Raw genomic sequence first — 19,629 nt, 5'->3', positions numbered from 1 at the left:
TGGATATTTTCACGGGACGACGGATGAATGATGGCTGGTGATTTTCCAGCGATCGTCACCGTCATCGTATTCGTAGGTGAATGTATAACGTGCCTTGATCACACGCCCGTCCTTGACGGTGAATGTATATAGACCCGTACTCAATGCCGAATTGCAATGGACTGTTGTCCAGCTGCTGTCGATCTTGCCTACCGGTCGAAGCATCAGGAAATGGCTGAAATAATCGATCTTCTCATCGCGGGTGAGCTTCGGCCGTGCTGAGAAGGTGGGCAGCAGTGCAGACTGTTCTGCGTAAAGTGCGACCACCGCCTCGGCGTTGCCCGTCTGCACCGCATTCTTCCATTCGTCGAACAGGTTCTCTATTTGCTGAGAGGTGGTGGCGTGGCAACTTTCGACTGAAGAAACAAGGCGCGCATGGGCGGGCGATAATGACGCGCATGCGATCAACGAGATAATGGCATAACGGAAAGAGTGGTAAGGTTTCATGAGAATCCAAGGATGGAGATAATCGACGCGGCGATTGTCCGCAAAGATTTCCTTGAATATTCATCGGCTAGCCATTCGATTCAATCGTAAATATCGCTTACGGCCGAAGCAAATCAACGCTCACGGCACCGGCCCGGTCTTGCCGGGTGCCGGCGGTGATTCGCTGACCTTCAGCGCGGCGGCAGCGGCATCGTTCAGGGCATTGCCGGTGCGTTTGGGTTTGGTCAGCGGGGCGGCAGTCCAGCGGTTGCCGCGCACCAGGTCGAGGCCCTGCTGGATCCCGCCTGCCATCTGGAGTTGCAGGCGCTCGGCATCACGGCGCCGCACGTCTTCCGAGACTTCTGCGATGTCGCCTTCGCTGACGCCCAGGCGGCGCAGTGCCTCGCTGCCGAATTCCATCGCCGACTCGAATGTTTCCCGCAGTTGCCAGTCGACGCCGTGCCGGATGAGTTCGATGGCGTGCTGGCGGTCATAGGCGCGGGCCAGCACTGGCACCAGCGGAAATGCCTTCTTGGCCAACTCGACGATGCGGGTCGCGGCCTCCCTGTCGTTGACGCACACCAGCAGCGCCTGGGCGTGGGCCGCCCCGGCGGCGCGCAGGACGTCCATGCGGGTTCCGTCGCCGTAATAGGCATGGAAACCGAAACGGCCGGCGGTGCGGATCATGTCGGTGTCGTTCTCGATGATGGTCACGTCGACGCCGCGCGCCAGCAGTGTCTGGCAGGTGATTTGCGAGAAGCGTCCGAAGCCGATCACCACCACGTTGCCCGCGATCTCTTCGCCGGCACGGGCGGCATCGATGATGTCGCGCACATTGCGCATGTCCTGTGGCTGGCGCGCCGGCAGCAGCCAGCGAAGTGCGAAGACCGCGACCGGCGTCAGCGCCATCGACAAAATGACCGAGGCGGTGAGCAGGGCGTTGACGTGGCCTTCGATGATGCCGGCGCCGGCTGCAGCACCGTAAAGGACAAAGGCGAATTCGCCGCCCTGTGTCATGAGCGCGGCGCGTTCCAGGGCTTCCGGATGCCGTGCCTTCATGAGCCGGGCAACCAGGTAGACCCCACCGGACTTGAGTGTCATGGCGACCACCACGCCGCCGAGCAGCATGGCCCAGTCGGCGCGCATCAGGCCCAGGTCGAGCGACATGCCGACGCCCATGAAGAAAAGCCCCAGCAGCAGACCGCGGAAGGGTTCGACGTCGGCTTCGAGTTGATGGCGGAACGTGGATTCGGACAGCATCACGCCGGCAGCAAAAGCACCGAGGGCCATCGACAGTCCGCTTGCCTGCATGGCCAGGGCCGCACCAAGAACCACCAGCAGCGCCGCGGCCGCCATCACTTCGCGGGCCCGCGCCTTCGACAGCAGGCGAAACAGCGGATTCAGCAGGAAGCGGCTGACCGCCACCAGCGTGATCAGGCCACCCAGGGCTATGCCGACCTGGACCCAGCGAGAGACACCGTCGTCCGAGCCGGAATCAGGCGCCAGTGCTGCGACGATGGCCAGCAGCGGCACGATGGCCAGGTCTTCCAGCAGCAGCACCGACACGATGCGCTGCCCCTTCTTGGTCGATGTTTCCCCGCGCTCGTTGAGCATCTGCATCACGATGGCGGTGGAAGACAGCACAAAACCCATTGCGCCGATGAACGCCGCCGCAGGTGCAAAACCCGCGAGGACACCGGCGCCGGTCAGCGCCAGCCCGCAGACCACCAACTGGAGCAGGCCGAGGCCGAATATCTCGCGGCGCAAGCTCCAGAGACGGCTGGGTTGCATTTCGAGGCCTATGACGAAAAGAAACATCACCACGCCGAATTCGGCCAGGCCCAGTACCGACTGTGGGTCTCCAAAAACAGCGAGGCCGGACGGCCCGATCGCAAGCCCCGCTGCCAGGTATCCCAGCACCGTGCCCAGCCCGAGGCGTTTGAAGAGCGGAACGGCGATCACACCCGCCGCCAGTACCACCACTGCCTTCACCAGTTCGCTGCCGTGTTCGACCATGAGGCCCATCCCTTTTTTATCCGTTTGTGTGTTTGGTATCGCAGCTTTGGCAAGCGCGGTGCTGCCGATTGTGAATCGTGGGATCGGTCTGCCACATCGCGTCAGACCAAAGCGTGACGTGAAAAAAATGAACGCGTGTTCCAATGGGCCAAAAAGACTGTTGTAACTAATCGTCTCGGCATTCAAGATGAGGTTAACAAGCGAGCGGAGCCTTCGCAAATGCGCCTGATCGGGCCACACCGCAGAGTTTTGTAAACATTCTTGTCAGGGGGTAAACATGCCGATACATGGCTCGAAGTTGTTCAGGAATTTTTTTGGTACGGAAGACATGAGATCGGTGTTTTCGGACGAAACTCGCGTCGCGTATTTTTTGCGGACCCAGGTAGCGCTGGCCAAGGTGGAGGCCGATATCGGGCTGATTCCGGCGCAGGCCTACGAGGAGATATCACGGCGAGCCCTGGGTCTGTCCGTGAATTGGGAGCGTCTCCGCCAGGATATCGAGGCTTTCGGTTATCCGGTCCTCCCTTCCCTCGACCAGCTCGGAGAGGCGTGCGGCAGCGCCGGCGAGTATCTGCACTGGGGTGCGGCCATGCTCGACATTGCCGACATCGCATTTGCCCTGCAACTGCGCGACGCATTGGCCGTACTGGAGGCCGAGGCCCACCGAATCGGCAAGCTGTTGCGTGGCATGACGGAGGCTTACCAATCCACGCTGATGCTGTCGCGCACCGACGGAATACCGGCCTTGCCGACGACTTTTGGTTTTCGTTGTGCTGTCTGGCTGAACGAGGTCGAACGACAGGCGGCTCGGCTCGCCAGCGTGCGCCTGAATCTCTCCGCCGGTCATTTCGGCGGCGCGTTAGGAGAGCTTGCCGTCCTGGGCGACCGGGGGAGCGAAGTCCAGGCCTCCTTGCTAAGCGAACTGGGTTTGCATGCGTCGCTGGAAACCGGCGTTTCCTCGCGAAACCAGATCTGTGAGGTCGTGTTTGTCATCGCCGCTGCAGCTTCGACGATGGCCGGCATGGCCGGCACCATCGCCACGATGAGCCGCAGTGCGGTGCAGGAATTGCGCGAGCCGGTGGCTGGCGGCAAACACGGTGCGGGTGTCATGCCACATTCCGGTTGTGACCGTGTCATGGTGCAGGCGCGCCTGGCAACCCAGAACGTGGCGGTGGTGATGGACGCGGCAAGCCGCGAGCATCAGCGAGACTGGCTGGGCAATCTCGAAACACTGGTGGTTCCGCAGACATTCCTTCTGGTGCATTCGGCCATGGCACGAATGGCCGCGATCCTCGACGGGCTGGAGGTTTTTCCCCAGCGCATGCGCAGCAATATCGATGGCGTCCAGGGTTTGGCGATGGCCGACAGCGTGATGGCACGGCTGGCCGGAAAGTCGGGCCGGCGCACTGCGCATCGCCTGGTTTCGCGTGCCTGCGAACATGCCGTGCGTGAGGGCCAGCCCCTGCGCGAGGTGCTGCTTAGAAGTCGGGACGTCACGGTGCTGATGTCCGCCGCGGAAATCGACGCTGCGCTGGATCCGTCCGCCTACCTCGGCAGCGGGCCGCAGCTGGTGGAGCAGGTGATCTCTCAGTCGGACGCGTGGCCCGCCGCGGTCGCCTAGTGGTTCAGCCTGCGCCCCAGGCACGCAGGCTGCGGCCCCATACGCGCCAACGGCGACGGAGGGCGACACCCGGGTGACGGGCTGCACGCCATAGCCGGTGTGACCGCACCGTCAGCCGCGCTGCGTCCTTCCAGCGTTTCCAGCGGATGTACCAGCGGGCGAAGAAAGCGATCTGCATCAGCGCCGGCTGCGTCAGCTGGAAGATGCGGGCCACCAGCGCGGTGCCTGCAAGCTTCGCGCCGCCCAGCACCAGGACACCGGTGGCCATGTGGCCTTCGGCGAACAGCCACAACGCCATCAGCTTGACCGGCAGCAGCAGCAGGACGGGGACCAGGAAACTCATCAGCGCCGCCCAGGGAGGCAGGCTGCAGATGCGTTTTTCGAGCGCCGCCCACATGCGATGCGAGGCCAGTCTGGCCATCATCCGTGCCAGCGGCTCCCAGCCCCATTCCTCGAACAGCAGGATCGGCAGCATCACTGCCACGAACAGGCCGCGGAGCAATGTTTTGACCAGATGAAGCAGGGGCTTGAGCACGAAAGGGGGCCGGCGAGGGCTTAGCAGGGTGGCCGGTCATCGTAGTCATACCTGCGGCGGCGTTGACAGCGGATGTGTCGCGAGATGAAGCAAATGTGTCTACGCCCACGCCGAACGTGCTCGGAGCGGTATGGCAAACTCGCCCGCCGTTTGTCGCTCCCGCTGTTTTCGAGGCCATTCGAGGCCTGCCGACACTGAAACCCGATGCAGAAAATCCTTCGCCAGATCGCCGCCGAACTCTCCGTTGCCGAGAGCCAGGTCCGCAGCGCCGTCGACTTGCTTGACGGCGGCGCCACCGTCCCCTTCATCGCCCGATATCGCAAGGAGGCCACCGGCGGTCTCGATGACATCCAGTTGCGGGAACTGGACAGCCGGCTGGCCTATCTGCGCGAACTGGAAGACCGGCGCAGCGCAGTAGTGAAGAGCATCGAGGAACAAGGCAAGCTGACCGATTCGTTGCGGGCTGCCATCGAGGCCGCGCCCACCAAGCAGGAACTCGAAGACCTGTACCTGCCGTTCAAGCAACGCCGCCGCACCAAGGGCCTGATCGCCCGCGAAGCTGGCATCGAGCCGTTGGCTGACCTGCTGTTCGCCGATCCCTCGCGGGTTCCGGCCGACGAAGCCAAGGCGTTCGTCAAGACGGAAAAGGGCGAGGACGGCAGCGACTTCACCACCATACCGGCCGTGCTGGACGGTGTCCGCGACATCCTGTCCGAGCGCTGGGCCGAAGATGCAGGCCTGCTGCAGAAACTGCGCGAATGGCTGTGGGCCGAAGGGGTGCTGGCCTCGAAAAAGCTCGAGGGCAAGAACGAGAACGACGCGGAAGTCTCCAAGTTCCGCGACTACTTCGATTACTCCGAACCCATCGGCCGCATTCCCTCGCACCGTGCGCTGGCAGTTTTTCGCGGCCGGGCGCTGGAGATCCTGGACGCCAAGCTGCTGCTGCCCGTGGAGCCCGAGCCTGGCAAACCGACGGTGGCCGAAGGCCGCATCGCAATCCACCTCGGCTGGAGCCACGCCGGCCGGCCGGCGGACGACCTGCTGCGTAAATGCGTCGCCTGGACCTGGAAGGTGAAGTTGTCGCTATCGACCGAACGCGACCTGTTCGGCCGCCTGCGGGAAGACGCCGAAAAGACCGCCATCAAGGTGTTCGCCGACAACCTGCGCGACTTGCTGCTCGCGGCGCCCGCCGGGCCGCGTTGCGTGATGGGCCTGGACCCGGGTATCCGCACCGGCGTGAAGGTGGCGGTGGTGGATGCCACCGGCCGCCTGCTGGAAACCTCGACCGTCTATCCGCACGAGCCTCGCAAGGACTGGGAAGGCTCGTTGCACACCCTGGCCAAGCTCACTGAAAAACACGGCGTGAACCTGATCGCCATCGGCAACGGCACGGCGAGCCGCGAAACCGACAAGCTGGCCGCGGACCTGATCAAGCTGGCCGCCAAGGCCGGCAAGATCGTCGAGAAGGTGGTGGTCAGCGAATCCGGCGCGTCCGTCTACAGCGCCAGTGAATTCGCCAGCCAGGAAATGCCCGACGTCGACGTCAGCCTGCGCGGCGCCGCCAGCATTGCGCGACGCCTGCAGGATCCGCTGGCCGAGTTGGTGAAGATCGACCCGAAGAGCATCGGCGTCGGCCAGTACCAGCACGACGTGAATCAGGGCGAACTGGCTCGCACCCTCGAAGCCGTGGTCGAGGACTGCGTGAATGCGGTGGGTGTGGACCTGAACACCGCAAGCGCTCCGCTGTTGGCTCGTGTGTCGGGCCTGTCGGGCGGCGTGGCCAAGGCGGTGGTCCGCTGGCGCGAGGCCAACGGTGCCTTCCGCAACCGGCAGCAACTGATGCAGGTTGCGGGCCTGGGCGCCAAGACATTCGAGCAGAGCGCCGGTTTCCTGCGGATCCGCAACGGCGAGCAGCCACTGGACATGACGGGTGTGCACCCTGAAACCTATCCGCTGGTCGAACGTATCGTCGCCAGGGCCGGTCGGCCGATCGCCGAGGTCATGGGCCGTACCGATTCGTTGCGGGCCTTCAAACCCGAACAGTTCGCCGACGAGCGATTTGGCGCGCCGACGGTCAAGGACATCCTGGTCGAGCTGGAAAAACCGGGTCGCGACCCGCGGCCGGACTTCAAGGTGGCACGCTTCAACGACGGCGTGGAAGACATCGCCGACCTGCGACCCGACATGATCCTCGAAGGCACCGTCAGCAACGTGGCGCAGTTCGGTGCCTTCGTCGACCTGGGCGTTCACCAGGACGGCCTGATTCATGTCAGCCAGCTGGCCCACCGTTTTGTCGAGGATGCGCGCGAGGTCGTGAAGACCGGCGACATCGTGCGTGTCAAGGTGATGGAGGTCGATCCGGTGCGCAAGCGCATCAGCCTGACCATGAAACTCGACGCCGCCGCGCCGCGCCGCGACGGCGCCCGCGACAACAAGTTCGAACCGGCGGGCCGCGGTCGAGGTCCGCAGCGCGGCGCGCCGGACAACGGCGCTCCGATGGCCGGCTCGGCGATGGCATCGGCATTCGCCAAGCTCAAGGGCCGTTGAACGGGCATGCTGCTCGACCTTCTGAACCACCAGTTGCGCGAGCGCGACACGCAACTGCTGCGCCGTCGCCGCTGTGTGGCCGAAACCGGCTGCGCACCGCAGCAGCGGTTGAGCATGGACGGCGGCCGGCCGCGAGACATGCTGAGCTTCGGCAGCAACGACTATCTGGGCATGGCCAGGCATCCCGCGCTGATCGAGGCGCTGGGCGAAGGAGCAGCGCGCTACGGCGTCGGCAGCGGTTCGTCGCCCTTGCTCACAGGCCATTCGCGTGCCCACGCCCAGCTCGAACAGGAACTGGCCGCCACCCAGTCCGGAACCATCCCCGGCTGCGAGGCGCTGTACTTCGGCAACGGCTATCTGGCCAGCCTGGCCCTGCTCAGCGCGCTTGGCGACGAACACGCCACGCTGTTTTCAGACAAACACAAACATGTCTCGCTGGTCGACGGCACCTCGCTGGCCAAGGCCCACAAGGCCAAGGTGTTGCGTTACCCGCATGGCGAATTGGCGGCACTCGAAAAGCAGCTCGTCGAGAGCCGCAGCCAGGTCAAGCTGATCGTCACCGACGGGGTATTCGGCATGGACGGAGACATCGCTCCGTTGACCGAATTGCTGGCCCTGGCCGGCCAGCACGATGCCTGGGTGGTGGTGGACGACGCCCACGGGTTCGGCGTGCTGGGTGCGCAGGGGCATGGTTCGCTGGCGCACTTCGGACTGTCCAGCCCGCGCTTCATCTACCTGGGCAATCTCGGCAAGGCGCTGGGTGTGGCGGGCGCTTTCGTGGCCGCGCATCCGACCATCATTGCCTGGCTGGTGCAAAGCGCTCGCGCCTACATCAACACCACGGCCGCGCCGCCGGCCGTCGCCCATGCGGCCAGTGCCAGCCTGAAACTGGTCACGGGCGAGGAGGGCGAACGGCGCCGTGCCCAGCTGCGGCTGCTGGGAGCCACGCTACACGAAACGCTGGCCGGCATCGTGGCAGCGCTGCCGCCCATGGGCTGGGAAGCGCCGCCGTCGGAAACGCCGATCCATCCTTTCATCGTCGGAGACAACGAGTCGGCCCTGGCCCTGGCCGCCGGCATGGACGCGGTCGGCCTGATGGTGCCGGTCATCCGTCCGCCCACCGTGCCGGTGGGTACCGCCCGCCTGCGCATCAGCCTGAGCGCATCGCATACCGAAGCCGATGTGTGGCGCCTGAGTTCGGCGCTGGCCGATGCGGTGGAGACCCTGCTGCCATGACCGCGCAGGGATGGTTCGTCGTCGGCAGTGGTGCCGGCGTAGGCTGTTCCCTGATCGGCGAGAGCCTGGCGCCGTTGCTGGCTGAGTACGGTCACCTTCGCGACGGGATGGTCGGGGACTTTCGGTGGCCGGTGATCTTGGTGGTGGGCCTGCGTGTGGCCAGCCTCGACTCCGCCTTGCTTGCCGCCCGCGGAGTGCGGGCGCGCGGTCTGGAGATCGTCGGCTGGGTCGGCAACACGGTCGACGAACATGCGCCCTGGCCCGAGGAAAACATCCACACCCTTCGCGTCGCACTGCTGCGACGCCATGGGGCGCCGTGCCTGGGCATCGTGCCTTGGCTGACCCGACCCGGGCCGGCGACGGTGGCCTCGCACCTGGACCACGCCACCATCCGCGCAACCGTCTCCGGGAGGGCGGAACCCAGCCGGTCGTATCCGGTCGGATCATGACAACTTCGCGCAGGGACATGTGGTTCACTTGTCCTCTCGTACGGCTGTTGAAACTGTCACCAAAAGTTCGTGCAGTATTTGGCACATTGCTTTTCTGAATCGCGTCGATCTATTCCACAGCGCTACTGAAATGTTTTTTGACACATCTCGACGCTGATAATCCGCAACAAGACGTTCCAAGACAGTCCGGTTCGAGGATTACCCGTATGCAGCTTTCTGAATTGTTGGCGATGCCCGCCGCCTTGCCCAGCATCCCCAAGGTGGTGGCGCTGCTGATGAGCGAGCTCAACAAGTTGGAGCCCGATCTCCGTACGGTGAACCAGCTGGTCAATACCGATCCGGGCCTGGCGACCCGGGTGCTGCAACTTGCCAACTCCGCGCATTTCAATTTGTCGGGTCGCATCGGATCGGTATCGGAAGCGCTCGCCATACTGGGCATGAACCATGTTCGGTCGCTGGTCAGCACGGCGGCCCTCAGCGGTGCCTTCAAGACCGTTCCGGGCATCGCCATGCAGCAGTTCTGGCGCTACAGCCTGGACGTCGCCAAGATTTCCCGCGCGCTCGCCGGCAACGTGCGTGAAAACCAGGGCACGGCCTTTACTGCCGGCCTGATCCACGCGGCGGGTGAACTCGTCATGCATCTGGGAATGGGTGAATCGGTGCTGGCCCTGGACCGTACGGTGCCGCCGCTGGACCCGCGCCGCGCCCGCGCAGAACAGCGCACCTTCGGTTTTGCCTGGGGCCAGGTCGGCGCCGGCCTCTGCAGCTCTTGGAACTTCCCGGAGCAGATCGTCGATGCACTGCAATACCAGCACGCGCCCTTCGACAACGACGCCTATGAACCGCTGGCCGGCATCCTTCACCTGGCGACATGGCGTGCCCGGGCACGCGAGGCCGCGCTCAGCGAACGCGAACTCGCGACCAGCTTTCCGGACGTGGTCGGATTGGCGCTGGGTCTGGACATCGACGCGGTCCTGCAGCAGGACCCGATCGATTGGTCGAGTGGCAGCGAGGCTGCGATGTTTGCGTGACACTCCCGGGTTCCAAAAAAACCTGGAGAGATAAATGGATCTGCAACTTGCCGGCAAGCACGTATTGATCACCGGTGCCAGCCGCGGCATCGGCCTGGCATGCGCCAAGGCTTTCCTCGACGAGGGCGCACGTGTCACGCTGGTGGCTCGCAGCACCGAAAACCTGGCCGCCGCAGTGGCCAGCCTGGGCGCCGAAGCGGCAGATCGGGTCGCGATGTTTCCGGCAGACCTGCGCGACGCCGATGCCGCCATGAAGATGGTGGACGCCGCCGAAGAACAGGTCGGCCCGATCGACGTCCTGGTCAATAGCGCCGGCGCCGCCAAACGCACGCCGCCCGCCGAACTGGACGCATCGGCCTGGCATGCGGCCATGGACGCCAAGTACTTCACCTACATCCACGTCATCGACCCGGTGGTCAAACGCATGGCCGCCCGCACGTCCGGCGCCATCGTCAACGTGATCGGCATGGGCGGCAAGATGGGCAATCCGGTGCATATCGCCGGCGGCTCGGCAAACGCAGCGCTGATGCTGGCCACCGCCGGTCTGGCCGCCGCCTACGCCAAGCAGGGCGTGCGTGTGAACGGCATCAACCCGGGGCCGGTCGCCACCGAGAGGCTGCTGCAGCAGGTCGAGGTCGATGCCCGCATGGCGGCTTCGGAAGGCCGGCCGGCACCGGCAGACCCGGGCGCACGCATGGCCATGGGCCGGGTGGCCAGGCCCGATGAAATCGCCGCCATGGTGGTGTTTTTGTCTTCGTCCAAGGCCAGCTATGTCAACGGCGCCATCGTTCCGATGGACGGCGCAACTACGCCGACGGTGGTCTGAAGGATGTTGCCTGACGCATCCATCCTCGCCATGCTGACACCCGCCATGCGCGGCATCGTGAGCGGCATGGCCCGCCTGCAGCGGGCGCCCATGGAAAGCATGGCTCCTGCCGAAGCCCGCGCCATGTACGCAGGCGGAGCGGAAGTGCTCGAGATCGACCGGCCCGAGCTGCCGCGGGTCGAGGATTTTCATATCCCTTCCCGCGACGGTGCGGACCTGCCGGTTCGCCTGGTCGCGCCGGCCGCCGCTGACCGGTTGCCCGCGCTGCTGTATTTCCACGGCGGCGGATTCACGGTCGGCAGCGTCGCCACCCACGACGTCCTTTGCCGCGAACTGGCGCGGCAGGCCGATTGCGCGGTGCTGTCGCTGGACTATCGGCTGGCGCCCGAACACGCTTTCCCGACCGCTTCGAACGATGCCTGGGACGCGCTCAGCTGGCTGGCGGCCAACGGTGACGCCATCGGCATCGACGCCGGTCGCCTGGCCGTCGGGGGCGACAGCGCCGGTGGCACGCTGGCGGCCGGCTGCGCGCTGATGGCGCGCGACGCCGGCCTGCCGCTGGCCCTGCAACTGCTGCTGTACCCCGGCTGCACCGCCTGGCAGGACACGGATTCCCACCGGCGTTTCGCCCACGGACCGATCATCCATGCCACGCTGATCCAGTGGTTCTTCAACCAGTACGTGCGCCGCGACGCCGACCGTGACGACTGGCGTTTCGCCCCTTTGCTGGCGCCCGATGTGGACGGCGTCGCGCCGGCCTGGTTCGGCCTGGCTGAATGCGATCCGCTGATCGACGAAGGCGTCGAATATGCCGACCGCCTGCGTGCCGGCGGTGTGCCGGTCGACCTGGACATCTACCGCGGCGTGACCCACGAATTCATCAAGATGGGCCGCCTGATCCCGGAGGCCCGTCGTGCCCACGCCGATGCGGCCGCGGCGCTGCGCCGGGCTTTCGTGTCATGAGTGCGTTGCGACTGGGCTCGTGGGACGAGCTGAAAGACCTCGCCGCGCCGCTGCGCATGGCCGTGTTCGTGGACGAACAGGGCGTGCCGGCCGCAATGGAACTGGACGACGACGACCCGCATTGCCTGCATGCGGTGGTCGTCGGTGACGGCAGGCAGGCAATCGCCACCGGCCGCCTGCTACCTGTCTTCGCCGAAGGTCCGGACCTGAACCTTGCCCGCATCGGGCGCATGGCCGTAAGCCGGGAACATCGCGGCACCGGATTGGGCGCGCAGGTACTCGATACCTTGTTGTCGGCCTCGCGCCGACGGGGAGATGCCGGCGTGGTGCTTCACGCCCAATGCCGGGCCAGAGGTTTTTATACGGGGCGCAAATTTGTCGAGCGGGGCGATACGTTCGACGAAGGCGGCATCGAGCACATCGAAATGGTGTTGCGCTATTGAAGGCAAGGGCCTGCGCCCCCGCCTTCAGATGTCTTCCAGCAGTGGGTAGGGCAGGGCGCGCAACGACAACAGCGGGCCGTCGGCCGTGGTGGCATGCAGCGCGCCGCCGTCGGCCGAGGCGATCTGCATCGACACGATGGCGTCGAACCCGCCGCCCGGCGCCGCTGCCACCTGCACCACGGTTCCAGTGGGCTGCGACAGGTCGTCCCCATGGAAAACATCGGCGCCAACCGCTACGGCCGCGTTGCTGTGGACGATGTAGGCGCGCCGTTTGAGCGTTCCGCGGAACTGGCTGCGCGCGACGATTTCCTGCCCCGGGTAGCAGCCCTTCTTGAAATTGACGCCTCCAACGGATTCGTAATTGAGCATTTGCGGGACGAAGGCATCGACCACCGGAGCGGTCAGCGTGGCGACGCCGCTGGCGACTTCGCCCCACAACCAGGATTCGTTCGACATCGAAACACCGGCCGGCGCGGCTTCGCCCGCCGGCGCCAACCACAGCGCACGGGCCTGCACACCGGCGGGCGGCAGGCCGACCATCTGCGCGTTGCCGACATCGCGGCGCGACCAGGGAGCCACTTCACCGCCGGCCAGCGCGGCGACCGTGCGTCCGGCAATGCCGTACAACGCGAGTTCTTCGCTGGCATCGGTCAGCTGGGCCTTGGCCCGCAGGACAAACATCGAAAGCCGCTTGCGCACAGGCTCCAGGATGTCGCGGCTGCAGACCAGCAGCACCTCGCCGGGCGTCCGCACCAGGCCGATGAAACTGGCCTGCATGCGGCCCTTGGCCGAAAGAAAGGCCGCCAGCCGGGCCTGGTCCGGCTTGAGCAGTGCGAAGTCGTTGGTGAGCTGGCCCTGGAGAAATTTCACCGCATCGTCGCCGACGACACGGATGACTCCAAGGTGCGAAAGAAGGGCGACACCTTCGAGCGTGTCGAAGGTGTCGGTAACCGGGAAGGAAACGGCGGGCGATTGGCTCATGGCCTGAATTATCATCGTCCGTCCATGTCTGTACTGTTCCAAGGGCCGTGAAAGCATTGCGCCGATTCATCCTGCTGGTCGCGCTGCTGGTCCTCGTGACGGGCGGCGCCGCATTCTGGTGGCTGTACCGGCCGCTGGCCCTGCCGGCACCCACCGTCGATCTGTCGATCGAACCCGGGCGCACACCGCGCGGCGTGGCGGAAGATGTCGCCGCCACCGGTATCCAGGTCGACCCGAGACTGCTTTACTGGTGGTTCCGGCTTTCCGGCGAGGATCGCCTGATTCGCGCCGGCAGCTACGAACTCGAAGCCGGCGTCACCCCTCGTACCCTGTTGTCCAAGCTGGTCCGCGGTGACGAGGCCATGCGTTTTGTCGTTCTGGTCGAGGGCTGGAACTGGCGGCAGGTCCGTGCGGCGCTGGCCAAGTCCGACCAGCTGAAACCCGAGGCCGCGGCCCTGGACGATGCGGCCGTCATGACCCTGCTGGGCCGCCCCGGCGTGGCGCCCGAGGGCCGATTCTTCCCGGATACCTATACCTATTCCAAGGGTTCGAGCGATGTCGCCGTGTTGAAACGCGCCCTGCGCGCGATGGACAGCCATCTCGATGCCGCCTGGGCATTACGCAAGCCCGACAGCCCGCTGAAAACCCCGTCCGACCTTCTGACTCTGGCCAGCATCGTCGAAAAGGAAACCGGCCGGCCGGACGACCGGGCACGGATTGCCGGCGTGTTCGTCAACCGCCTCAAGGTCGGCATGCCGCTGCAGACCGACCCCACGGTGATCTACGGCATGGGCGCCGCCTTCGACGGCAACCTGCGCAAACGCGACCTGCAGACCGACACGCCCTGGAACACCTATACCCGCAACGGCCTGCCGCCCACGCCCATCGCCATGCCGGGCCGGGCCGCCCTGCTGGCGAGCGTCGAGCCGGCGGCCGGCAATGCGCTGTATTTCGTATCGCGCGGCGACGGTACCAGCCACTTCAGCGACAACCTCGAAGAGCACAACCGCGCGGTGAACCAGTACCAGCGAAAGCCCGCAGCGGCCGCAGCCAACCAGAACGACAAACCATGAGCGCGCCCGGTCTTTTCATCAGTTTCGAAGGCATCGACGGTGCCGGCAAAAGCAGCCATATCGACGGCCTGGCGCAGGCCTTCACTCGCCAGGGCAGAACCGTCGTCATGACGCGCGAGCCCGGCGGCACGGCGCTGGCCGAGAAATTGCGTGAACTGGTGCTGCACCAGCCGATGGACCCGCTGACAGAAGCCCTGCTGATATTTGCGGGCCGCCGGGATCACCTGCAACAGGTGATCGAACCGGCGCTGGCTCGTGGCGACGTGGTGTTGTGCGACCGTTTCACCGATGCCAGTTTTGCCTACCAGGGCGCGGGCCGTGGCTTCGACCTGCAGGTGCTCTCGACCCTCGAACAATGGGTGCAGCGCAGCGGTACTGCCGGTCTGCGCCAACCGGACCTCACCGTGTGGTTCGACCTGCCGCCGGCAGTGGCTGCCGCGCGCTTGGCAGGCGCTCGCGCGCCGGACCGGTTCGAATCCCAGCCGGAGGCGTTTTTCAGCCGGGTCGCGGCCGGTTATGGCGCCCGCGCCGGCGAATCGCCGCAGCGGTTCGCCCGCATCGACGCTGCCGCCGAACGTGCCGAGGTGGCGCGGCAGGTGGCGGCGGTGTTTGCGGCCCGTGGCTGGCTGGCGGAAGAGGGCACTCTATGAGCCCTGCGACCGAAATCGTCAACGGCACCGTGCTGGCGCCATGGATCGCCCGCCAGTTGCACCAGTTGCTCGGCCAGCGCGGCCACGCGCGCCTGCTGCAGGGGCCGTCCGGCCTGGGCCAGTATCCGCTCGGCCTGGCCCTTGCCAGCGCCTGGTTGTGCGACACCCCAGCGGCCGACGGCAGCGCCTGCGGCGTTTGCGCCAGCTGCCACGCCATCGAGGTCCGCACCCATGCCGACCTGCGGGTCCTGATGCCCGAGGTCCAGATGATGGCTCTTGGCTGGCCCCTGCCGGAAAAGGCCCAGGCCGAACTGGACGACAAGAAACGCAAGCCCAGCCGCGAGATCCGCGTCGATGCCATGCGTGACGCCGTCGAATTCGCCCAGCGCACCGACGCCCGTGGCCGTGGCAAGGTCGTGCTGGTCTATCCGGCCGAACAGATGAATGCCGTCACCGCCAACGCCTTGCTGAAAACGCTCGAAGAACCGGTCGGCGACGTCCGGTTCGTGCTGGCCAGCGAGGCATCGCACCAGTTGCTGCCGACCATCCGCAGCCGTTGCCAGGCCCACGCGATGGCCTGGCCCGCGCCGGGCGAAGCTGAAACCTGGCTGGCGGGACAGGGCGTACCGGCAAAGGACGCACCGGCGCTGCTGCGGGCCGCGGGCGGTCGACCGCAGGATGCGCTGGAAGCCGGTCGGGCCGGCCACGACCCGGCACGCTGGGCGCTGTTGCCCAAGGCAGTTTTGCGCGGCGATGTCTCGGCACTGTCCGACCGGTCGCCACCGGAGGTGATCGAGGCCTTGCAAAAGCTCTGCCACGACCTGTTCGCGCAGAGGGCCGGCGCGGCGCCGCGTTATTTCTCGGCCGCCGACCTGCCGCCCGCCCCCAGCTGGATGGCGCTGACACGCTGGTCGAAGGCGTTGGCGACCGAAGCGCGCACGGCGGATCATCCGTTCAACCCCGGACTGATGCTCGAGTCGCTTGTTAGCGCAGCGCAAAACACCCTAAACTCTGCCGGCAGCAAACGCCCCACATGAGTACACCGCCCAACGCCCCCCGCCCGAGCGTCGTTCAGCTCGCCATCAAGGAAAAGGCGGCCCTGTACGCGGCATACATTCCCTTGTTCACCGAGGGCGGCATGTTCATCCCCACCACCCGCGAGTACCGGCTCGGCGAAGACGTCTACGTGCTGCTGAGCCTGCCCGAGAACCCGGTGCGCTACCCGATCGCGGGCAAGGTGGCGTGGGTGACGCCGGCCCGCGCATCCGGCAACCGCACCCAGGGCGTCGGCATCCAGTTCCCTGCCGACGACAAGTCGCGCGAACTGAAGATCCGCATCGAACAGCTGCTGGGTGCGCATCTCTCGTCCGACCGCGCGACGCAGACGATCTGATACCGCCTGGCGCCCGGCGGCGCCGATACTGGCCCACGGCGTCCGGCCCACGGTCGTCCGAATTTCCAGGTTCCCACATGTTTACCGACTCCCACTGTCATCTCTCGATGCCCGAGCTTGCCGCGCAATTGCCGGCCATCCGCAACGCCATGGCCGAGGCCCGCGTCGACCGGGCGCTCTGCATCTGCACCACGCTGGAAGAATTCGACTCGGTGCAGGCGCTGGCCGCCCGATACGACAACTTTTGGGCCACGGTGGGTGTCCATCCCGACACCGAAGGCCTGCAGGAACCGACGCTCGACGACCTGCTGCAACGTGTCGCCCGGCCGAAAGTCATCGCCATCGGCGAAACCGGCCTGGACTATTACGGCATGGAGGACCGCAAGGGCGGCCGCAGCATCCCTGATCTGGAATGGCAACGGAACCGTTTTCGTATCCACATCCGCGCCGCACGGCAATGCGGCAAACCGCTTGTGATCCACACCCGCAGCGCATCCGACGACACCATCGCCATCCTGAAGGAAGAGGGTGAAACCGGGGGGCAGGGCGCAGCCGGAGGCGTCTTCCACTGTTTTACCGAGACGATGGACGTCGCCAGGGCCGCGCTCGACCTGGGTTACTACATTTCCTTCTCGGGCATCCTGACTTTCAAGAAGGCGCAAGACATCCGCGATGTCGCAGCCTTCGTGCCGCTCGACCGCACGCTGATAGAGACCGACAGCCCCTACCTGGCACCGGTGCCTTACCGCGGCAAGACCAACAACCCGTCTTACGTGCCCTACGTGGCACGGCAACTGGCCGAGCTGAAAGGCGTGACCGTCGAGGAAATCGCAGTCGCCACAAGCCAGAACTTCAACCGACTCTTCCTGAAGGATCCCGCATGACCGTCCTGCGCCGCCATGTATTCAGTCTGGTCTTGCTGGCCGCCGCCGTCGGCACCGGATGTGCGTCCGCCGGCCCGACCGACGATTTCTTCACCGCCATCAAACGCGACAACGCGGGTGCCGTCGAACGCATGCTCAAGGCCGGCTTCGACCCGAACGTGCATGGAGAAAAAGGCGAGGGCGGCCTGATCCTGGCCATCAAGGAGCCGTCGCCCCGATCGCTGAAGGTGCTGCTGGCCTGGCCCGGCACCAAGGCCGAAGTGCGCAACGCTGCCGGAGAAAGTCCGCTGATGATGGCTGCCATCAAGGGCCAGGTCGATGTCGTCAAGGCGCTCATCGCCAAGGATGCCGACGTCAACAAGACCGGTTGGGCACCGCTTCATTACGCGGTCAGTGCCAGCGGCCCGCAGCAGGTCGAGATCGTGAAACTGCTCCTCGACGCCAGCGCCTATATCGACGCCGAATCGCCCAACAAGACGACGCCCCTGATGATGGCCGCGCGTTACGGCGGCGAAGATGCGGTCAAGCTGCTGTTCGACGAAGGCGCCGACCCGACGCTGCGCAATGAACAAGGCCTCACCGCGGGCGACTTTGCCCGACTGGCCGAACGCGAACCGCTGGGCGCGCAACTCGACAAGGTGGCTGCCAGCTATCGCAAGCCCGTTGCGGGCGCGCCTCGTAAACGCTGGTGATCGGGGCCTTCGCTACGGCGAAGGTCTTGATATGGATGCATCCTGCTCATCTGTTTTAATACTTTATACGATGTATATTATGTATAGTTGCATTGTATGTTGGATGCTGTCGAACCTGGCTGGCCGGCCTTGGCTCACTGCTGGACCGGGCACGCTGCTGAAAATCCGGCCGTGCCCGCAAAAGGCAGCGTTTTCCAGAGTCGCCGAACGCGGGAACTGGCCGGCGTTTCACCCCCTTATCCCACGATTGGCAAGCAATGCGCCCCTGCTGCTTGTTCCATACTTGGGGGATGAGTGAGCGCCCCGAAATTCTAATAGTAGACAACGACCAGGAAAATATCGACCTGCTTGCCAAGTATCTGACCGGTTTTGGTTTTTCCACTTGTTCGGCGACCAATGCCAGGCAAATGCAGAAAATCATCGCCGAAAATCGCATCAGCCTGGTGATCCTCGAAGTGGCGCTTCCGCAGGCCGATGGCCTGTTATTGATGCGCGAAATCTGCGACCAATGGCGGCTGCCTACCATCATTCTCTCGGCACGCAGTGGGTCGCATGATCGGATACTCGGACTTGAATTCGGTGCCGACGACTACATCGGCAAGCCGTACGAGCCGCGCGAGGTGGTGGCCCGCATCCATTCGGTGCTGCGACGCGCCGCCGCCAGCAAGACGGAGCAGCATGAGTCCGACTCGCCTGTCCGTTTCAACCGCTGGGAACTGAGCCGCAGCAAACGCAGCCTGAAAACCCCGGACGCCATCGAAGTGCAGCTTTCGGGTTCCGAATATCGGCTGCTGGATATATTCCTGACATCACCCAACCGCATCATCAGCCGTGAACAGCTCGGAGGTCTGGTTCGGCAGAATTCCAGCCTGGACGCACCACGCGGGGTCGACCTGCTGGTATCGCGCCTGCGCAAGAAACTCAATTGCGGCGCCGACCCGACATCGATGATCAGCACCGTGCGTGGCGCCGGGTATATCTTCAAGCTCCATTAGATCGCCGGCTTAATATCGTCAGTATTGGGTGAGTTTGTCGATAATCGACTGCCGGATATTGTCGATATGCACCGCGGTGGCCGCCGCGGCTGCGGTCGAATCGGCCCGCTCAAGCGCTTCGACGATGGCCAGGTGTTCCAGGCAGACCGGCATCAGCCGGTTGTCCAGGCGTTTCAGCGAGAACATGCGGGTCTTGCGGCGCACCTCCACGATCATGTCGCCCAGCATCTGGTTGCCGCACCACTCGACCACCGCACCATGCAGATCGGCATCCAGTCGCTGATGTTCCGGGCTGGCAGGGTCGTCCAGGCTCATCAGGGTTTCGATTCTCCGCCGCACCTCGGCCAGCTGTGCCACGGGAATCTTGCCGGCGGCCCGCGACGCGGCCTCTGATTCGAGCAGGCGGCGCACGTGCAGCGCCTCCATGATTTCCTGCAGTGTCACCAGACGCACGAACAGCCGATTGTTCGACTTGCGTTCCAGCACCCTTTCGCCTTCCAGCCGGTGCAGCGCCGCCCGCAGCGGCGTGCGCGAGATGCCCAGCCGCAAGGCCAGAGACCGTTCCTGCACCAGCTCGCCCTGCTTCAGCTCCCGCGAAAACACCAAATCGACAAGCGATTCATAGGCCTGGTTGGCCAGGCCCTTGCCCAGGGCTGAACCGGCGTCGATCTCGGTCTCGCTCGCGGCCTCGGCCGCAGTCTCTTTGTCGCCCTGGATGTCTTCGGTCATTTTGACTTTGCTCATTTGCCCGCGATTGTGCATGGAGCATGCAGTCCACGGATGGCACGGCGATTGCTAGATACCGCTGGTATACCAGTTGTGCACCACA

Annotated in this window: 20 protein-coding genes; 15 read left to right on the top strand and 5 right to left on the bottom strand. The window is 65.0% G+C overall.

The window, feature by feature from the left end:
- Window positions 1-9 precede the first annotated feature (9 nt).
- Window positions 10-486 carry an SgcJ/EcaC family oxidoreductase gene (locus AC3ANW_RS10390; protein ID WP_488345096.1) on the bottom strand — a complete coding sequence of 159 codons (477 nt, stop codon included), beginning with the start codon at window positions 484-486 and terminating at the stop codon, window positions 10-12.
- Window positions 487-606: 120 nt separating this feature from the next.
- Window positions 607-2,490: a monovalent cation:proton antiporter-2 (CPA2) family protein gene (locus AC3ANW_RS10385; RefSeq protein WP_488345095.1), complete on the bottom strand. Its 1,884-nt coding sequence runs from the start codon at window positions 2,488-2,490 to the stop codon at window positions 607-609.
- Window positions 2,491-2,809: 319 nt separating this feature from the next.
- On the opposite strand from AC3ANW_RS10385, the gene AC3ANW_RS10380 reads away from it, so the two are divergent.
- Window positions 2,810-4,102, top strand: coding sequence for a lyase family protein (locus tag AC3ANW_RS10380; RefSeq protein ID WP_488345094.1), 1,293 nt, complete (start codon window positions 2,810-2,812; stop codon window positions 4,100-4,102).
- A 4-nt stretch (window positions 4,103-4,106) separates the two neighbouring features.
- Here AC3ANW_RS10380 and AC3ANW_RS10375 read toward each other — a convergent pair whose 3' ends face one another.
- Window positions 4,107-4,637 carry a hypothetical protein gene (locus AC3ANW_RS10375; protein WP_488345093.1) on the bottom strand — a complete coding sequence of 177 codons (531 nt, stop codon included), beginning with the start codon at window positions 4,635-4,637 and terminating at the stop codon, window positions 4,107-4,109.
- Between the two features lie 204 nt (window positions 4,638-4,841).
- On the opposite strand from AC3ANW_RS10375, the gene AC3ANW_RS10370 reads away from it, so the two are divergent.
- The 7 genes from AC3ANW_RS10370 (at window position 4,842) to AC3ANW_RS10340 (ending at window position 12,132) form a co-directional block, all read left to right on the top strand.
- The gene (locus AC3ANW_RS10370; RefSeq protein WP_488345092.1) at window positions 4,842-7,184 is read left to right on the top strand and encodes a Tex family protein; all 2,343 of its coding nucleotides are present in this window, start codon (window positions 4,842-4,844) and stop codon (window positions 7,182-7,184) included.
- A gap of 6 nt (window positions 7,185-7,190) precedes the next feature.
- Entirely contained in the window at window positions 7,191-8,420 is a 1,230-nt protein-coding gene (locus AC3ANW_RS10365; protein WP_488345091.1) for an 8-amino-7-oxononanoate synthase, read from the top strand.
- On the top strand, window positions 8,417-8,869 hold the full coding sequence (gene bioD, locus AC3ANW_RS10360) for an ATP-dependent dethiobiotin synthetase BioD (protein ID WP_488345090.1): 453 nt from the start codon (window positions 8,417-8,419) through the stop codon (window positions 8,867-8,869). Before AC3ANW_RS10365 ends, bioD begins: the two co-directional genes overlap by 4 nt.
- 206 nt (window positions 8,870-9,075) lie before the next feature.
- On the top strand, window positions 9,076-9,900 hold the full coding sequence (locus AC3ANW_RS10355; protein WP_488345089.1) for an HDOD domain-containing protein: 825 nt from the start codon (window positions 9,076-9,078) through the stop codon (window positions 9,898-9,900).
- Window positions 9,901-9,934: 34 nt separating this feature from the next.
- On the top strand, window positions 9,935-10,726 hold the full coding sequence (locus AC3ANW_RS10350) for an SDR family NAD(P)-dependent oxidoreductase (protein ID WP_488345088.1): 792 nt from the start codon (window positions 9,935-9,937) through the stop codon (window positions 10,724-10,726).
- Window positions 10,727-10,756: 30 nt separating this feature from the next.
- Window positions 10,757-11,689 carry an alpha/beta hydrolase gene (locus AC3ANW_RS10345; protein ID WP_488345087.1) on the top strand — a complete coding sequence of 311 codons (933 nt, stop codon included), beginning with the start codon at window positions 10,757-10,759 and terminating at the stop codon, window positions 11,687-11,689.
- Entirely contained in the window at window positions 11,686-12,132 is a 447-nt protein-coding gene (locus AC3ANW_RS10340; protein WP_488345086.1) for a GNAT family N-acetyltransferase, read from the top strand. The genes AC3ANW_RS10345 and AC3ANW_RS10340 overlap by 4 nt, the downstream gene beginning before the upstream one ends.
- 24 nt (window positions 12,133-12,156) lie before the next feature.
- Here AC3ANW_RS10340 and ygfZ read toward each other — a convergent pair whose 3' ends face one another.
- Entirely contained in the window at window positions 12,157-13,113 is a 957-nt protein-coding gene (gene ygfZ / locus AC3ANW_RS10335) for a CAF17-like 4Fe-4S cluster assembly/insertion protein YgfZ (protein ID WP_488345085.1), read from the bottom strand.
- A gap of 56 nt (window positions 13,114-13,169) precedes the next feature.
- Between ygfZ and mltG the strand changes: the two genes are divergently transcribed.
- The 7 genes from mltG to AC3ANW_RS10300 all read left to right on the top strand — a co-directional run bounded on the left by mltG (window position 13,170) and on the right by AC3ANW_RS10300 (window position 18,800).
- Window positions 13,170-14,186, top strand: coding sequence for an endolytic transglycosylase MltG (gene mltG / locus AC3ANW_RS10330; RefSeq protein WP_488345397.1), 1,017 nt, complete (start codon window positions 13,170-13,172; stop codon window positions 14,184-14,186).
- Window positions 14,183-14,836, top strand: a complete 654-nt coding sequence (tmk, locus tag AC3ANW_RS10325) for a dTMP kinase (RefSeq protein ID WP_488345084.1) — start codon at window positions 14,183-14,185, stop codon at window positions 14,834-14,836. Before mltG ends, tmk begins: the two co-directional genes overlap by 4 nt.
- Window positions 14,833-15,873: a DNA polymerase III subunit delta' gene (locus AC3ANW_RS10320; protein WP_488345083.1), complete on the top strand. Its 1,041-nt coding sequence runs from the start codon at window positions 14,833-14,835 to the stop codon at window positions 15,871-15,873. The genes tmk and AC3ANW_RS10320 overlap by 4 nt, the downstream gene beginning before the upstream one ends.
- Complete coding sequence (locus AC3ANW_RS10315) at window positions 15,870-16,229, top strand: PilZ domain-containing protein (protein WP_488345082.1); 360 nt, start codon at window positions 15,870-15,872, stop codon at window positions 16,227-16,229. The genes AC3ANW_RS10320 and AC3ANW_RS10315 overlap by 4 nt, the downstream gene beginning before the upstream one ends.
- 77 nt (window positions 16,230-16,306) lie before the next feature.
- Entirely contained in the window at window positions 16,307-17,113 is an 807-nt protein-coding gene (locus AC3ANW_RS10310; RefSeq protein ID WP_488345081.1) for a TatD family hydrolase, read from the top strand.
- Window positions 17,110-17,805 (top strand): ankyrin repeat domain-containing protein, encoded by a 696-nt coding sequence (locus tag AC3ANW_RS10305; RefSeq protein WP_488345080.1) that lies wholly within the window; start codon window positions 17,110-17,112, stop codon window positions 17,803-17,805. The genes AC3ANW_RS10310 and AC3ANW_RS10305 overlap by 4 nt, the downstream gene beginning before the upstream one ends.
- A 257-nt stretch (window positions 17,806-18,062) precedes the next feature.
- Window positions 18,063-18,800 (top strand): response regulator, encoded by a 738-nt coding sequence (locus AC3ANW_RS10300; RefSeq protein WP_488345079.1) that lies wholly within the window; start codon window positions 18,063-18,065, stop codon window positions 18,798-18,800.
- A gap of 18 nt (window positions 18,801-18,818) precedes the next feature.
- On the opposite strand, the gene AC3ANW_RS10295 is transcribed toward AC3ANW_RS10300, so the two are convergent.
- A complete protein-coding gene (locus AC3ANW_RS10295) occupies window positions 18,819-19,544 on the bottom strand; it encodes a GntR family transcriptional regulator (protein ID WP_488345078.1) in 726 nt (241 codons plus the stop codon).
- Window positions 19,545-19,629 lie beyond the last annotated feature (85 nt).

The sequence above is a fragment of the Xylophilus sp. PBN-3R genome, from assembly GCF_057747805.1.
The sequence above is the reverse complement of the archived record's forward strand: the minus strand, read 5'-3'. Positions and strand labels throughout refer to the sequence as shown.

What these genes read in the sequence shown, in the direction of transcription:
- AC3ANW_RS10340 (WP_488345086.1), top strand. Translation starts at nt 11,686, where the DNA reads ATGAGTGCGTTGCGACTGGGCTCGTGGGACGAGCTGAAAGACCTCGCC.
- AC3ANW_RS10300 (WP_488345079.1), top strand. Translation starts at nt 18,063, where the DNA reads ATGCGCCCCTGCTGCTTGTTCCATACTTGGGGGATGAGTGAGCGCCCC.
- AC3ANW_RS10305 (WP_488345080.1), top strand. Translation starts at nt 17,110, where the DNA reads ATGACCGTCCTGCGCCGCCATGTATTCAGTCTGGTCTTGCTGGCCGCC.
- AC3ANW_RS10390 (WP_488345096.1), bottom strand. Translation starts at nt 486, where the DNA reads ATGAAACCTTACCACTCTTTCCGTTATGCCATTATCTCGTTGATCGCA.
- AC3ANW_RS10370 (WP_488345092.1), top strand. Translation starts at nt 4,842, where the DNA reads ATGCAGAAAATCCTTCGCCAGATCGCCGCCGAACTCTCCGTTGCCGAG.
- AC3ANW_RS10355 (WP_488345089.1), top strand. Translation starts at nt 9,076, where the DNA reads ATGCAGCTTTCTGAATTGTTGGCGATGCCCGCCGCCTTGCCCAGCATC.
- AC3ANW_RS10365 (WP_488345091.1), top strand. Translation starts at nt 7,191, where the DNA reads ATGCTGCTCGACCTTCTGAACCACCAGTTGCGCGAGCGCGACACGCAA.
- AC3ANW_RS10350 (WP_488345088.1), top strand. Translation starts at nt 9,935, where the DNA reads ATGGATCTGCAACTTGCCGGCAAGCACGTATTGATCACCGGTGCCAGC.
- AC3ANW_RS10320 (WP_488345083.1), top strand. Translation starts at nt 14,833, where the DNA reads ATGAGCCCTGCGACCGAAATCGTCAACGGCACCGTGCTGGCGCCATGG.
- bioD (WP_488345090.1), top strand. Translation starts at nt 8,417, where the DNA reads ATGACCGCGCAGGGATGGTTCGTCGTCGGCAGTGGTGCCGGCGTAGGC.
- AC3ANW_RS10345 (WP_488345087.1), top strand. Translation starts at nt 10,757, where the DNA reads ATGCTGACACCCGCCATGCGCGGCATCGTGAGCGGCATGGCCCGCCTG.
- AC3ANW_RS10315 (WP_488345082.1), top strand. Translation starts at nt 15,870, where the DNA reads ATGAGTACACCGCCCAACGCCCCCCGCCCGAGCGTCGTTCAGCTCGCC.
- AC3ANW_RS10385 (WP_488345095.1), bottom strand. Translation starts at nt 2,490, where the DNA reads ATGGGCCTCATGGTCGAACACGGCAGCGAACTGGTGAAGGCAGTGGTG.
- tmk (WP_488345084.1), top strand. Translation starts at nt 14,183, where the DNA reads ATGAGCGCGCCCGGTCTTTTCATCAGTTTCGAAGGCATCGACGGTGCC.
- ygfZ (WP_488345085.1), bottom strand. Translation starts at nt 13,113, where the DNA reads ATGAGCCAATCGCCCGCCGTTTCCTTCCCGGTTACCGACACCTTCGAC.
- AC3ANW_RS10380 (WP_488345094.1), top strand. Translation starts at nt 2,810, where the DNA reads ATGAGATCGGTGTTTTCGGACGAAACTCGCGTCGCGTATTTTTTGCGG.
- AC3ANW_RS10310 (WP_488345081.1), top strand. Translation starts at nt 16,307, where the DNA reads ATGTTTACCGACTCCCACTGTCATCTCTCGATGCCCGAGCTTGCCGCG.
- AC3ANW_RS10295 (WP_488345078.1), bottom strand. Translation starts at nt 19,544, where the DNA reads ATGAGCAAAGTCAAAATGACCGAAGACATCCAGGGCGACAAAGAGACT.